Consider the following 14,810-nt stretch of genomic DNA (forward strand, 5'->3'; position numbering starts at 1 on the left):
CCTTTCCATACAAGGAGCCCTGTCGTGGATCGACGCGCCTTCCTGAGCTACAACGCCGCCGTCGCCGCCGTGCCGCTGACCGGCATGGGGCTAACCTCCCTCTCCGACGCGGCCGTCGCCGCCACGCGGCCGCCGCCGGTCGATTTCAAGAGCAACCTGCCCGCAACCGGGACCTTCCCCGACAAGTGGATCTGCGGCTCCCCGTCCTGCATGGATAACACCGATCCGGCGGTGCAGGTCCACTGGTACAACCCTCACACCGCGATCCTGCGCCAGAACAAGGCCTATAGCTACGAGGCCCCGTTCGCGCCGCTCTACTTTGGCAACGACCGTGTGCTGCTGCTGGACGAAGGCTATGTGCAACTGCGCAACGACTGCGATCTGCGCGCCGTGGTCGACCAGTGCATCGACGAGTGGTGCCGCCGCAACGGCCGCGATCCCGCGAGCCTCGAACTGCTGGTGGCGTTCAGCCATCTCCACGACGACCACTACGCCGCGACCAACCAGTTCGCCGACCGGCCGAACACCCGCTACATGGGCCTGACGCACGAGGAGATGGTCGGCTTCTGGGGCATGACCAACTTCCCCGAGGAGCGCGTGACCCTTGACCTCGGGGGGCGCGAAATCCTGATATGGGGCTCGCCGGGGCACGTCGTCTCGGAGTTCGCGTACTACGACAGCTACACCCAGATCCTGTATACCGGGGACATGTTCTATCGCGGCCGCTGCTACATCAGCTTCTGGGAACCGTGGTACGACAGCATGAAGCGCCTGATCCAGTTCTGCGACACGCACCCCGTCACGCACGTCATGGGCTGCCACGTCGAGATCAGCAAGGATGGCGAGGACTACGCCTACGGAATGACGTACCAGCCCGACGAGGCCCCGGTGCAGATGACCGTGCAGCAGCTGCGCGAAGCGTGGGACTATGCGCAGAAGATCACCGAGCCCGGCATCTACTTCACCGGCACCGTGTTCCTGTGCAACCAGACGCGCGGGACGACGACGATCGACAAGAATCCCTACCGTTACTGACGGGCGCCCGAATCGGCAGCGTGCCGACACGCGCCACCGGACGCAGCGGTAGACTACATGCGTGTTACGCAGATGCACAAAAACCACGTTCCCGCGCGATTTCCTGCGCCTCCTCGCCAAAACGCATGGCCCTCAATTAATACGCTTGACGAGAAACGTAATATCCATAGCTTGTATCAAATCGCCGGGCAGAGCGAAGAAACGGGGAGAGAGAATCTTGCAACAGCAGGCCGGTCCACCGGTCTGGATGGGGGGTTTTCGATGGAACAACTGCCAGTCCGCGACACGGTTCTCTCGAACGATGCGGCTGCCTTCGCGACTGATGCTCTTATGCCTCATACCTTCGTAACTGACGACGGCGTGAAGCAGAAGATCTTCAACCTCGTGCCCCCGACCTTCGTCGCCGTGATCGTTGCGTTCTGGGCTTTCGCGCCCAAGGCGCTGACCGACAACGGCTGGACGATCATCGTCACGTCCGCGCTGATCACCGTCGTCGTGCTGGGCCTCGAGTTCGTGCATGAGCGGCACGCCGGATGGCGCATGAACTGGCGTGAGTTCTTCACCGACCTGTTCTACGTCGTGCTGAGCGCCACCGTCATTTCCTGGACTGCGACCGCGCTGGCCGAGGAACCGCTGCAGGCGGCCAAGAAATCGCTCGGCATCACTACGCAGTGGGCGATGCACATGCCCTGGCTGCTGCAGGTGGCGCTGGTGGTCTTCATCATGGAGTTCGGTCAGTACTGGATGCATCGCCTGATGCACAATTCCACGCCGTTCTGGCTAACCCACGCGCCGCACCATCACATCACCCAGCTCAACGCCGCCAAGGGCGCGGTCGGCAACCCGATCGAGCTGTTCCTGATCAGCCTGAGCGTGCTCGCTCTGTTCGACCTCTCGCCGACCGCGCTGTTCTGCGGCTTCAACATCCTGAACGTGGTGTCGACGTTCGCGCATGCCAACGTGCGCTCCGATCCCCCGCTGTTCTATTCCTTCTTCTTCACCACGATCCGCCATCACAGCCTGCATCACTCGACCGATTACGAGAGCACGCGCTGCAACTACGGCAATTCGCTGATCCTGCTCGATCGCATCTTCGGCACCTACAAGGAAGGCGAAGCCAGCGTCGTCGGGCAGGACGATCTCAGGCGCCTGTCCATCCGGGAGCAGTTCCTGTTCCCGTTCCAGCCCCTGATCGACCGGATCAGGGCAGCACGCGGCAGCACCGCGCAACCGGCAAACTAAAGCGGCCAACCGAGCCGCAATAAGAATTCAACGCATCACGGGAGCGAACACCTCGGCGGCATTCAGGGCCGAGGGCAGTGCAAGCGCGTCGGCACGACATCCGCAAAGCGATGGCCGGCGCACGAATGAGGGTCCTCGATACTACACCCACCGGGCTCGACCAAGGAGCGGGCCGGGCACGGGGCACGTCAACCGAAACTGGGGAAGCACATGACTTATCGCGCGAAACTGAGAGCAGGGCTTCTGTCCGCAACCATGATCACGAGCGCCGTGCTCGCGATGCCCGCCACGGCGCAGGAGGCACCTGCGGCTTCCGATGAGGGCGACGCCATCATCGTCACCGGCACCCGCCGCGAAACCACGATCATGGACACGCCGATCAATATCTCGGCGATCGGCGCGGACCAGATCGCCCGCCAGCGCATAAACGACGTGCGCGGCCTGGCGGACTTCACCCCCGGCCTGACCATCTCCGACACCGGCCCGCGCGGCACCGGCACGATCGTCATGCGCGGCCTCAACGCATCGGACACCCAGACCGACGGCGATGACTACGACAACGCCATGGGCATCTACCTAGGCGAAGTTCCGCTCTACTACGACTTCAAGCTGCTCGACATCCAGCGCGTCGAGACCCTGCTCGGTCCGCAAGGCACGCTCTACGGCCTCGGCACGATGGCGGGCGCGATCCGCTACATTCCCAACCGCCCCAACACGGAGGAATGGGAAGGCGAGGCGCACGGCCGTACTTACGTCAAGTCGCACGCATCCAAGCTCGGTTATCAGGTCGACGGGATGGTCAATATCCCGATCGTGAAGGACCACATCGCCTTCCGTTCCTCGACCGGTTACTACTACGACCCCGGCTTCATCGACTATCCGTTCCTGCTGAACGAGCCGGGCGTGTCCGACCCCCAGCCCAACGGCACCTCCCGCCCGACCGGCGCGGAATACGACGCGAACCTGCACAAGGCGAAGGATCTCAACTTCGAGAAGACCTTCACCACCCGCAACCAGCTGCTTTTCCAGACCGACGACGACTTCAAGGTCATCTTCACTTACGCCTTCCAGCGCACGAAGACCGAGGGCTCGCAGGCCAACAGTGCAGGTGTCCTGGGTTCGGGCAAGTACGAGAGCGCCGCACGCTATAAGGAGCCGATGAACCGCCGCGCGCATCTCCTGAGCATGGAGATCAACGCCAACGTCTTCGACATCGCCGACCTCGTCTGGACGAGCGCCTACACCAACGTGAAGTCGAAATCGCGCGCCGACAACACTGACCTGCTGCTCGACCTCGACTACGACTACGAACTGTTCCCCGAGTTCTCCAGCTGGAACGAGCGCTACAGCCGCCGCCAGCAGGTCAACCAGGAAGTGCGCCTCGTCTCCACCCACGGCGGCCCGTTCAACTGGGTGCTCGGCGGGTTCTACAACGAGCAGAAACTGCAGAGCGATTATGCCGAGCACGTTCCCGGCCACCCCTGGGTCGATCTGGCGACGAACCCGAACGAACTGGAATACGTTTCCTACACCCGTTCGAAAGTCAAAGAGCAGGCGGTATTCGGCGAAGGCACCTTCCACGTCACACCGGAATGGCAGGTCACGGCCGGCGCGCGCTACTTCAAATACAGCTCGGAGATTGCCGGCGCGCAGACCCTGCCGCTGCTCGGTCAGCCGCTCAGCCCTTATGACAAGACGGTGTCGGGCGGAAAGGCCGGTCAGGATGGCTGGGTCTGGAAGTTCAACTCTTCCTACAACTTCACGCCCGACCTGATGGCCTATGCCACCTACAGCAAGGGCTATCGGATCGGCGGGCCGAACACGGTCGCGCCTTGCGACAATCCGCTGCCGCCGGGCCAGAACATCTGCGCTCTGCCCGACGAACTGCAGTACGGCCCGGACTCGACCAAGACGATCGAGGTCGGTTTCCGCGCCCAGCTGTTCGACCGCAAGGTGACGTTCAATATCGACGCCTACCACACCAAGTGGACCGGCCTGCAAGTTGCCTCCGCAACCGTGAACGGCGCGACCGGCATCACCGTCAACGGCGGCCGCGCGGTGTCGAAGGGCATCGAAACCTCGTTCCAGATCAAGCCGATCCCGGCCCTCACGATTCAGGGCAACTATGCCTACAACGACGCCTACCTCACCGAAGACATCCCCGGCATCCTCACCATCCGCCGGGTGCCGAACGACTACAGCTTCCGCTTCGTCCAGCTCGATGCGCTGTCCGGCGATCGCCTGCCGAACTCGGCCAAGAACTCGGGCAGCCTGGGTGCCACTTACACGGTGCCGATGGGCAACGGTGAGCTTTCGGCCAACTGGACGGCCACCTATCGCGGCAGCGTCGTCAGCCGCCTCGGCTGGGACCGTGCCTATGGCGACAAGCTGGACGGTTATGTCCTGCACCGCGCCTCGCTGTCCTATGACACCGACAAGTTCGGGGTCAGCGTGTTCGCGAACAACATCTTCGACAAGTACGCCGTGGTCTCGGTCGGTAACGACCGCTCGCGCATTGGTGTCAACGACGGGGTGGCCGTTCGCTACTACAGCCAGACCGTGCTGACGCCGCGCGTCGTCGGCGTGGAAGCCCATATCAAGTACTGACGCCTGCCTGATACCGGCAGGTATATTCGCAGACAGGATCGGGGCGCTTTTCCATGATCGGAAAAGCGCCCCATTTCCTGTTGTGGAAGCGGCCTTTACCCTGTCTGCACACCCTGCGCCTGAAGCCAGTCGCGCGCGGGTGCAAGCGCATCGGCGTAAGCGCGCCACTTGCCCATGGCATCGGAATTGATCGGGCGGCGCACTTGCGCGGCGCTCGGCGTGGCGACGGCCGCCGTGTTCTCGTGAAACGACAGGCACGCCTGATCCCAGTCCAGCCCGCAGTGATCCAGCAGCAGCCGCGTCTGACCCTCCTGATCGGCAACCAGCGCTTCGTAGGACAATTGCAGCACGCGCTCCGGCCAGAACCTTTGCCACAGCGCCATCAGCCGGTCGAACCGCGCATAGTAGCGCGCCGTGTCCATCAGATCATAGGAATATGCGTAATAGGCCGACTGGCTGGCGAACAGGTTCTTGTAGTTGCTCCAGACCGTATCCATCGGGTTGCGGCGCAGGCACACGATCCGGGCATCGGGCAAAGCCCGCGCGATATGACCGATATAGAGGAAATTCGCGGGCAGTTTGTCCGTGAACCGCCGTTTTGCCCGCGCGACATGATGCGCTGCGCGTTCGAGATAGGCGGCGCCCAGCGTTTCCGGATCGATCGCGGCGCTCGCCACTACGGTTTCGGCATCGATCACGCGGCGCGATGGAGTGCCCGCAAGCTGTTTCACCGCGATCGGCATCGCCTGCAGTTCGCCTGCCGCCTCGACATCGCGATGGGACGAAAGGATGCGATCGACCAGCGTGGTGCCGGTGCGCGGCATGCCGACCACGAATATCGGCGAGGCTCCGGCATGGCCGCTGCCATTTACGGGGCCGTTCACAGGGTCCCCGGCGCCGAACACCGCCTCGATCGCGTCGAAGATCTCGGCGTCCTGTGCGAAATCGTAGTCGATGTTGCGCTTGTGGGCATGGTTGGCGGCGGAGAGGTGGCGGAATGCATCGGCGGTATGGCCGATATCCTCATGCTCCTTGGCCAGGGCATAACGGATGCGCAGTGCATCGGCGGGATCGACGGCAGCCGCCAGCGCGGCTTCGAGCCGGGGGACGTGATTGGCCTGCGCGGTCTGCCGCGACAGGATCGCCAGCGCATAGTGCGCCCGCGCGTTGCCCGGATCGGCGGCGATAATCGTCTCGTAATGCATCCGCGCCTGCTCGACCCGGCCGGTGAAGCCGCTCGCCGCCGCAAGGTTGTAGCGGTATTCGAGGTTTCCGGGCTCGCCCTCCACCGCCGCCGTGAACGGCGCGAAAGAGGCTTCGTGATCGCCAAGGCGGGCCAGCACGCAGCCGATTGTATCGAAAGTGCGCGCATCCCCGGGCGAGAGCGCCATGGCTTGCCGCGCGGCTTGCGCCGCCTCTCCGTCGCGACGCAACAGGATCAGCAGCCTCGCCAGTTGCGCAAGGTGCTCGGCCTGAGGTCCGCGCGCCACCGCCGCCTCGATCAGGGGGACCGCGCGCGCGATCTGCCCCGCCTCCGCCGCCGCCACGCCGAGCAGGAAGAAACCCGTCGGCTCGTCCGGGTTGGCCTTCGCCAGCGCGCCTGCAGCGGTTACCGCGCCCTGCAGGTCCCCCTGCCGCAGCGCCGCCCTCGCCCGTGCTTCAAGCGTCATGTAGCAGGGCAGTCGAAAGGAAGGGCATGGACGGAAACACCTCTGGCATGGGTACTTTCACCAGCCTAACCGCCTCCAACGGTGCTGACAATCTGCGGTTCAGCCGCCATTTCAGGGCACTTTCGCGGCCTCAACGCGGATTTCCGCGATCAGTCCGCCTTCGGCCGCATTGCGCAGCGTGACGACACCGCCGAACGTCGCGACTTGCGCCTGCGCGATGGTCAGGCCGATGCCCGTGCCCGTGCCCGTACCCTTGCTGGTGGAGAGGCGGCGGAACGGCTGGAAGGCGCTCTCGATCTCGTCGTCGGCCAGTCCCGGCCCGTGGTCGATGACGTGGATGACGAGGTCGCCCTTCTCCATCATGCAGCGCAGTTCCGCGGTGCCGCCGTACTTGAGCGCATTGTCCACGAGGTTGGCGAGCGCACGGCCCAGCGCGTTGGGCTTGACGCGCGCTTCCACCCGGCGCTGCTCGACGAAGGACACCTCGCGGCCGATCTCCGTATAATCCTCGGCCAGCGCCGAGAGCACGGAATCGACGTCGATCACCGCCCAGGGCTCGCGCACCTCGCTGCTCCGCGCGAGGTCCAGGCCGTCGCGCACCATCTGCTGCGTCACCGCAAGGTCGGCGACCAGCCGCGCACGCAGCACTTCGTCCTCGACCTGTTCTAGCCTGAGCCGCAGGCGCGTCAGCGGCGTCTGCAGGTCATGCGTCACCGAGGCAAGGATCTGCGTGCGCTCGCGCAGGCCCTCGCGCACGCGCGACTGCGCAAGATTGAACGTCTCCAGCGCGGCGCGTACCTCGCTCGGCCCCTTGACCGGGATGGGTTCAAGATCGCCCGCCAGCGAGAATTGCCGCGCCGCCTTCTCCATGCGCCGCAGCGGGGCCGTGGCGATGCGCGCGGTAAGAAGGCCCAGCAGGGCACCGGCGATGACGATAAGCTCGAGGTAGGGCGGACCGACGGGAGGCTGGCCCCGATCGGGATTGGGCAGGAGGTCGATCACGAAGTGCCGTTCCGTGCCCACTGCATCTACGTAATGCACGAGCCAGCAATCGGGAAGCGGATCGGTGTTCATCCCGGCCGCCGGAGGGTAGCGCACGAAGTTGGAGAAGCATTCCGCCCGTCGCAGCTTGCGCGCCTGCGCCGGGTGGCCAAGCCGCTGGCTGACGCTGCGGGACAGGGCCGGCTCCCAGCCCCTCGTCGCCAGCGCCGCATCGGCCTTGTGCGCTCCGAGGATAAAGCCGGCGGAGAGCCACTTTTCCGTTCTCTCGGGCGCGGTTTGATAACGGCGCGCGATATCGGCCGCGCTCAGCAGGGCGGCTTCGTGCTGCCGTTCGGCAAAGGCATTATCCTTCCAGACCTGCGAGACGTGCAGCGCGAGCAGCGAGGCTGCCGGCATCCCGATCACCAGGATCAGCGTCAATTGCCCCGCGAGCGACCCCGGGTAGGCGCGCAGCCACCGGGCCGCATCGCGCCACCAGCCCGACCGGGAGGCCGTGGTCCCGGTCACCCGACGAGACTCATTCAAATGACACAGGCCCCGGCAGCACGTAGCCTTCGCTGCGCACGGTGAGGATGAGGTCGGTGCCCCCCTGCACGCCCGCGAGCTTCTGGCGCAGGCGGCTGATCTGGATGTCGATGGTCCGGTCGAACGCCACCGTGGCGCTGCGCTCGGGCAGCAGTTCTTCTCGCGAGAGGACGCGGTTGGGCGCCTCGACGAACTGGCGAAGCAGCCGGTATTCGGCCGAGGAGAGCATGACCAGCCGATCGTCGTCGGTCACCAGACGACGCTGGTGCAGGTCGAGCCGCCACGGACCGAAGCGCGCGAACCGGGCGCCGCGCGGGCGGCCCTGATCGGCCACGCGCGCACGGCGCAGAAGGTTGCGCACACGCGCCAGCAGCTCGCGCGGCTCGAACGGCTTGGTCAGGTAATCGTCGGCGCCGAGTTCCAGCCCCAGCACGCGGTCGATGGCGTCGTCACGCGCGGTCACCATCATGATCGCGCCCTGATGGCCCGACGCGCTCAGCTCGCGGCACAGGTCGAGCCCGTCCCCGTCCGGCAGGTTGAGGTCGAGGATCAGCAGGTCCACATGCCGCTGCTTCAGGATCGCGCGCAGCTCCGCCACGGTGCCGACAGCCTCCACCTCCTGCGGCTCGCGCGAGAGTTGGCCGATGATCAGTTCGCGAATGTCGGGGTCGTCTTCGAGGATGACGATGCGCCCATTGGCTACGGGGGCTGTTGCGGTCATGGGCTGATGTCTAATCCGCTTCGGTATCCTTGTCTGCCCCAAGATACACGGCGCGACATTTGGTTGCACGACGCAACATGCCGAAACGCGCCGAGGCTTGCCCGCTGAGGCCCCTCGGCAGGATACGGCGCCCAAACATGTTTCCGTAAAAGGAGCCTTCGGGTTGCAACCTTCCATCCGGCATCTTGCCGTCGCCTCCGCCCTCGCGCTCGCCACCGTCATGACCGCCGGGTGCGGCGGGCAGTCGGCGCCGCAGCAGCAGGCCGTAGAGGTCGGCGTGGTCACGCTGAAGGCGGAGCCGGTCACCGTATCGACCTCGCTTTCGGGCCGCACCGCCGCCACCGCAGTCGCCGAAGTGCGCCCGCAGGTTGACGGCATCATCCAGGCGCGGCTGTTCACCGAAGGCTCGGTGGTGAAGGCCGGGCAGCCGCTCTACCAGATCGACGCACGGCTCTACAAAGCGACGCTCGATACCTCGCGCGCGCAGCTGGAGAACGCGCAGGCCACGCTCTACAGCGCGCAGGCCAAGGCACGCCGCTACGGCACGCTGGGCGAGACCGACGCGGTGAGCGCGCAGGACCGCGACGAGACCATCGCCTCCGCCCGCGCCGCGACCGCTTCCGTACACCAGTATCAGGCGGCGATCCGCACGGCGCAGGTCAACCTCGGCTTCACGCGCGTCTATGCGCCGATCACCGGGCGCATCGGCCGCTCCGCCTTCACGCAAGGGGCGCTGGTCACCTCCGGGCAGTCGGATGCTCTGGCGACGATCCAGCAGCTCGACCCGATCTTTGTCGACATCACCCAGTCGTCCGCCGACCTGCTGAAACTGCGCAAGAGTCTCGCCAAGGGCACCATCATACCCGCCAGCACCGCCGTCACGCTGACGCTGGAGGACGGCACGCAGTACCCGCAGAAGGGCACCGTCGAGTTCAACGAGGTCAACGTCGATCCGGAAGCGGGCACCGTTACTTTGCGCGCGAAGTTCCCCAACCCCGACGGGCTGCTGATGCCGGGTATGTTCGTGACCGTCGATACGCCGCAGGGGACGATGCGCAGCGCGATCCTCGCGCCGCAGCAGGGTATCTCGCGCGATGCAAAGGGCAACGGCGTCGCCCTCGTCGTCAACGCGCAGGGCAAGGTCGAGCAGCGCTCGGTCGTGGTCGGGCAGGCGATCGGCGACAAGTGGCTGATCTCCAGCGGCCTCAAGGCGGGCGACCGCCTGATCGTCGAGGGCTCCGACAAGACGCGCGCAGGCGCGACCGTCAAGGCCGTGGCCGCGAAGCTGGACCAGTAACGCCATGAACCTCAGTCGCTATTTCATCGACCGGCCGATCTTCGCCTGGGTCATCGCCATCGTCGTCATGATGGCGGGCATCGGCGGGATCATTAGCCTGCCCGTGTCCCAGTACCCGGACGTCGCCCCGCCTTCCGTCAACATCAGCGCCACTTATCCGGGCGCATCGGCGCAGACGCTGGAGAACTCGGTCACGCAGGTGATCGAACAGCAGCTGACCGGCATCGACAACCTGCTCTATTTCTCGTCGAGTTCCGACAGTTCGGGCTCCGCCTCGGTCACCGCGACCTTCGAGAAGGGCACCGACCCCGACGTGGCGCAAGTGCAGGTGCAGAACAAGGTGCAGCAGGCGAACTCGCGCCTGCCCAGCCAGGTGCAGCAACAGGGCCTGACCGTCACCAAGTCCAACTCCGACATGGTGCTGGTGGTCGCGCTCTATGACGAGAGCGACAAGACCTCGTCGAGCGACGTCGCCGACTACCTCGTCTCCAACTTCCAGGACGACCTTGCCCGCGTCAACGGCGTGGGCGGCGTGCGCGTGCTCGGCTCGCAATATGCCATGCGCATCTGGCTCGACCCCGCGAAGCTGCAGGCGCGCCAGCTGATCCCCTCCGACGTCCAAAGCGCCCTCACCGCGCAGAACGTCGACTTGTCCGCCGGTCAGCTCGGCGCGCAGCCACTGGCGAAGGGGCAGCAGCTCAACGCCGTCGTCAAGGCGAAGTCACGCCTGCAGACGCCCGAGCAGTTCCGCGCGATCGTCGTCAAGACGCTGACGGATGGCTCCATCGTGCGCCTGTCGGACGTCGCCACGGTCGAGATGGGCCAGGAAAGCTACACGGTGAACGGGCGCATGAACGCCCATCCGGGCGCCGGTATCGGCATCCAGCTGGCTTCGGGCGCCGACGCGCTCAAGACCGTCGCCGCCGTCAAGGAACGGGTCGGCGAACTGTCGCAGAGCCTGCCCGAAGGCTACAAGATCGCCTATCCGCGCGACACCAGCGACTTCGTCAAGCTGTCGATCGAGGAAGTGATCGAGACGCTGCTGATCGCGGTCGTCCTCGTCGTGCTGGTGATGTACGCCTTCCTGCAAAGCTGGCGCGCGACGCTGGTGCCCGCGATCGCGGTGCCGGTGGTGCTGCTCGGCACTTTCGGCATCCTCGCGGTGCTGGGCTATTCGATCAACACGCTGACGCTGTTCGCGATGGTCCTCGCCATCGGTCTGCTCGTCGATGACGCGATCGTCGTCGTCGAGAACGTCGAGCGCCTGATGCACGAGCAGAAACTCAGCCCGTACTACGCCACCGTGCAGTCGATGGAGGAGATCGGCTCCGCCCTCGTCGGCATCGCGCTGGTGCTGTCGGCGGTGCTGCTGCCGATGGCGTTCTTCGGCGGTTCGACCGGCGTGATCTACCGCCAGTTCTCAATCACCATCGTCTCGGCCATGGGGCTCTCGGTACTGACCGCGCTGATCCTGTCCCCGGCGCTGTGCTCGATGCTGCTGAAGCCCAAGGCCGAACACGAGCATGAAGCCCGCGAGCCCGCGCCGGGCCTGCGCGGTATGCCGCTGCGCATGAAGCGCGCACTCGACCGCGTCTTCGGCCGCTTCAACGACTGGTTCGAACGCATGACCGGCCGCTACGTCGCCGTGACCGAGCGCGCCATCGCCCGGCGGCGCTGGTGGCTGGTGGCTTATGGCGCCGTTATCCTCGTCATCATCGTACTCTTCGTGCGCCTGCCTTCCGGGTTCCTGCCGACCGAGGATCAGGGACAGGTCATGGTCGTCTACCAGCTGCCTGCGGGCGCCACCGCCGAGCGCACCGACAAGGTCCGCAAGGAGATCGAGCAGGCGTTCGCCTCCGAAGGCAGCAACGTGCGGGTGCTGTTCGCCATCGCTGGTTTCAGCTTCTCGGGCTCCGGCCAGAACGCAGGCATGGGCTTCGCCAGCCTCGCACCTTTCGACGAGCGTACCAGTTCGAGCCAGAACGCCACCGCGATCAGCGGCCGCCTGATGGGCAAGCTGTCGAAGATCCGCGACGCGCAGGTCTTCGTGATGACCCCGCCCTCGATCCAGGGCCTCGGCCAGTCGAACGGCTTCACGTTCCAGCTGCTGAACTCCTCGAACATGGACCACGACAAGTTCGTCGCCCTGCGCGACAAGCTGATCGCCGCCGCCAATCAGGACCCCAAGCTCTCGCAGGTTCGCGCCTCCAGCCTTCCCGACACGCCGCAGTTCGACATCACCTTCGACGATGCCAAGCTGTCGGTCCTCGGCCTCAGCGTGGACAACGCGACGGATACGCTGAGCACGGCATGGGGCGGCACGTACGTCAACGACTTCATCGACCGGGGCCGCGTGAAGAAGGTCTACCTGCAGGGTCAGGCGGATTCGCGCATGTTGCCGAGCGACCTCGACAAGTGGTTCGTGCGCTCGACTTCGGCGACCAATGCCGATGGCACCAGCAAGATGGTTCCCTTCTCCGCCTTCACGACGATGAAGTGGGAAACCGGCCCGAACGGCCTGTCGCGCTTCAACGGCCGATCCTCGTACCAGATCGAGGGTAGCGCCGGATCGGGCTACAGTTCGGGCGACGCGATGAAGGAAATGGTCGCGCTGCAGCAGAAGCTGGCGCCGGGCACGAGCTATGCCTGGAGCGACCTGTCGTACCAGCAGAACCAGTCGAGCGGACAGGCGCTCTACCTTTACATCCTGTCGGTCGCCGTCGTGTTCCTGTGCCTCGCCGCGCTTTACGAGAGCTGGTCGGTGCCGCTGGCGGTGCTGCTGGTGATCCCGCTCGGCGTCCTTGGCGCGGTGGTCTGCGTGGCCGCGCGCGGTCTGGAGAACGACATCTACTTCCAGGTCGGCCTGCTCACCACGATCGGCCTTGCCGCGAAGAACGCGATCCTGATCGTCGAGTTCGCCGAGACCGCGCGGCGCGAAGGCAAGGACATGCTGCACGCCGCGCTGGAAGCGGCCCGCGTCCGCCTGCGACCGATCATGATGACCTCGATCGCGTTCATGGCGGGCGTCGTGCCGCTCGCCATCGCCAGCGGAGCGGGCGCGCAAGGCCGCATCGCCATCGGCACCGCCGTGTTCGGCGGCATGCTGACCGCGACCGCGCTCGCCATTTTCTACGTGCCGATGTTCTTCATCATCGTCGCCCGCGTGTTCCACCGCAAGGACGCGACGACCGCACCGGCCACCCAGACCGAGGACCACGCCTGATGCGCCCCTTCCTGATCTCCACGATGGCGCTGGCCGTGGCCCTTTCCGGCTGCAACATGGCACCCAAGTACGTCAGCCCCGAAGCCGCCGCCCCAGCGCAGTGGCCGCAGGGCGCGGCTTACGAGCCGCTGCAATCGGGCGCGGCCGGAATGCCCTGGCGCACGCTCTTCGCCGATCCGCGCCTGCAGGCGGTGATCGAACGGGCGCTCGCCAACAACCAGGACTTGCAGGCGAGCCTAGCGAACGTGGCGTCGGCGCGAGCGCAGTACCATGTCGAGCGTTCGTACCAGTTGCCCACCATAGCCGCAGGTGCCGACGCCAGCGCGACGCACGGGGTGAACTCGACCCAGTTCACCAACCAGAGCTACAGCGCCGACGCCGGTTTCAGTTCCTTCGAACTGGACCTGTTCGGTCGCCTCAAGAACCAGAGCCGCGAGGCACTGGAGACCTATCTGGGCACCGAATCCGGCTATCGCTCGGCACGGCTTACGCTGGTGGCCAACGTGGCGACCGCCTACGTCACCCTCGCCTCCGACCGCGACCTGCTGGCGCTGGCCGAGCAGACCCGTGCCAGCGGCCAGCGCTCGGTCGATCTGACACGCTCGCTGTTCAAATCCGGCCTGACGAGCGCCAGCGACCTCGCCTCGGCGGAAACGACGCTGGAGCAGGCCAATTCCGACATTGCCGCACAGACCACGCAAGTCGCGCAGGACCGCAATGCGCTGGAACTGCTGGTCTGCGGGCCGGTGCAGGACGCCGAACTGCCGGCGTCTCTGGCCGAACTCGACACGCGGATCGGCAAGGTGCCCGCAGGTCTATCGTCCGAAGTCCTGCTGCGTCGCCCTGACGTGGTCGAGGCCGAGCACAACCTCAAGAGCGCTTACGCCCAGATCGGCGCGGCGCGGGCGGCGTTCTTCCCGACGATCTCGCTGACCTCCGCTATCGGCCTTGCCAGCACCGCGCTCGGCAGCCTGTTCACCGGCGACGCCTTCAACGTCAGCGGCTCGGGCAGCGCCAGCCTGCCGCTGCTGGGCGGCACCAACAAGGGCAATCTCGAATACGCGAAGGCGCAGCGGGAATACTACCTCGCGACGTATCGCTCGACGGTGCAGTCGGCGTTCAAGGATGTCGCCGATGCACTCGCACGGCGCGGGACGATCACGACGCAGCGCGCCGCGCAGGACCGCCTCGTCGCGGCGGGGCAGAAGAGCTATGATCTCGCCGATGCGCAGTACCGGGCGGGGACCGACACGTTTCTCAACGCGCTGGTCGCCCAGCGCTCGCTCTACGGTTACCAGCAGACGCGCATTTCCACCGTGCTAGCCGACCTGACGAACCGCATCACGATGTACAGCGCGATCGGCGCGGACGAGAGCCTCGCCCCGCCGACTTCGTAGTATGTTGTCCTCCCCGAGCAAACTCGGGGAGGAATGGTTCACACCATTTCCTTGAGCGGCGTTCCCGCATCGGCGAGCCGTTCCACGTCGG

9 protein-coding genes are annotated in these 14,810 nt (G+C 65.7%); 6 read left to right on the forward strand and 3 right to left on the reverse strand.

From position 1 onward, the window contains the following. Positions 1-24 precede the first annotated feature (24 nt). The 3 genes from ACODRZ_RS17570 to ACODRZ_RS17580 all read left to right on the forward strand — a co-directional run bounded on the left by ACODRZ_RS17570 (position 25) and on the right by ACODRZ_RS17580 (position 4,884). Positions 25-1,035 (forward strand): MBL fold metallo-hydrolase, encoded by a 1,011-nt coding sequence (locus ACODRZ_RS17570; RefSeq protein WP_488970616.1) that lies wholly within the window; start codon positions 25-27, stop codon positions 1,033-1,035. Positions 1,036-1,296: 261 nt separating this feature from the next. Then, on the forward strand, positions 1,297-2,277 hold the full coding sequence (locus tag ACODRZ_RS17575) for a sterol desaturase family protein (protein WP_488970617.1): 981 nt from the start codon (positions 1,297-1,299) through the stop codon (positions 2,275-2,277). Between the two features lie 210 nt (positions 2,278-2,487). Beyond that, positions 2,488-4,884 carry a TonB-dependent receptor gene (locus ACODRZ_RS17580; RefSeq protein ID WP_488986218.1) on the forward strand — a complete coding sequence of 799 codons (2,397 nt, stop codon included), beginning with the start codon at positions 2,488-2,490 and terminating at the stop codon, positions 4,882-4,884. Positions 4,885-4,979: 95 nt separating this feature from the next. On the opposite strand, the gene ACODRZ_RS17585 is transcribed toward ACODRZ_RS17580, so the two are convergent. From ACODRZ_RS17585 to ACODRZ_RS17595, 3 genes are all read right to left on the reverse strand, one after another. Further along, the gene (locus ACODRZ_RS17585) at positions 4,980-6,554 is read right to left on the reverse strand and encodes a sulfotransferase family protein (protein ID WP_488970619.1); all 1,575 of its coding nucleotides are present in this window, start codon (positions 6,552-6,554) and stop codon (positions 4,980-4,982) included. A gap of 111 nt (positions 6,555-6,665) precedes the next feature. Continuing rightward, a complete protein-coding gene (locus ACODRZ_RS17590; protein WP_488970620.1) occupies positions 6,666-8,063 on the reverse strand; it encodes an ATP-binding protein in 1,398 nt (465 codons plus the stop codon). Positions 8,064-8,073: 10 nt separating this feature from the next. Beyond that, complete coding sequence (locus tag ACODRZ_RS17595) at positions 8,074-8,802, reverse strand: response regulator transcription factor (protein WP_488970621.1); 729 nt, start codon at positions 8,800-8,802, stop codon at positions 8,074-8,076. Between the two features lie 220 nt (positions 8,803-9,022). Here ACODRZ_RS17595 and ACODRZ_RS17600 point away from each other — a divergent pair, with 220 nt between their 5' ends. Genes ACODRZ_RS17600 through ACODRZ_RS17610 form a run of 3 tightly spaced genes read left to right on the forward strand, consistent with a single transcriptional unit; the run spans position 9,023 to position 14,719 of the window. Continuing rightward, on the forward strand, positions 9,023-10,099 hold the full coding sequence (locus ACODRZ_RS17600) for an efflux RND transporter periplasmic adaptor subunit (RefSeq protein WP_488970748.1): 1,077 nt from the start codon (positions 9,023-9,025) through the stop codon (positions 10,097-10,099). A gap of 4 nt (positions 10,100-10,103) precedes the next feature. Further along, entirely contained in the window at positions 10,104-13,322 is a 3,219-nt protein-coding gene (locus ACODRZ_RS17605; RefSeq protein ID WP_488970622.1) for an efflux RND transporter permease subunit, read from the forward strand. Next, a complete protein-coding gene (locus ACODRZ_RS17610; RefSeq protein ID WP_488970623.1) occupies positions 13,322-14,719 on the forward strand; it encodes an efflux transporter outer membrane subunit in 1,398 nt (465 codons plus the stop codon). Before ACODRZ_RS17605 ends, ACODRZ_RS17610 begins: the two co-directional genes overlap by 1 nt. Positions 14,720-14,810: the final 91 nt, after the last annotated feature.

Source organism: Novosphingobium sp. FG90 (assembly GCF_057808725.1).

Bases quoted from the DNA above. Each gene is read 5' to 3' on its own strand.
- ACODRZ_RS17575 (WP_488970617.1), top strand. From the start codon at position 1,297: ATGGAACAACTGCCAGTCCGCGACACGGTTCTCTCGAACGATGCGGCT.
- ACODRZ_RS17580 (WP_488986218.1), top strand. From the start codon at position 2,488: ATGACTTATCGCGCGAAACTGAGAGCAGGGCTTCTGTCCGCAACCATG.
- ACODRZ_RS17585 (WP_488970619.1), bottom strand. From the start codon at position 6,554: ATGACGCTTGAAGCACGGGCGAGGGCGGCGCTGCGGCAGGGGGACCTG.
- ACODRZ_RS17595 (WP_488970621.1), bottom strand. From the start codon at position 8,802: ATGACCGCAACAGCCCCCGTAGCCAATGGGCGCATCGTCATCCTCGAA.
- ACODRZ_RS17600 (WP_488970748.1), top strand. From the start codon at position 9,023: ATGACCGCCGGGTGCGGCGGGCAGTCGGCGCCGCAGCAGCAGGCCGTA.
- ACODRZ_RS17605 (WP_488970622.1), top strand. From the start codon at position 10,104: ATGAACCTCAGTCGCTATTTCATCGACCGGCCGATCTTCGCCTGGGTC.
- ACODRZ_RS17610 (WP_488970623.1), top strand. From the start codon at position 13,322: ATGCGCCCCTTCCTGATCTCCACGATGGCGCTGGCCGTGGCCCTTTCC.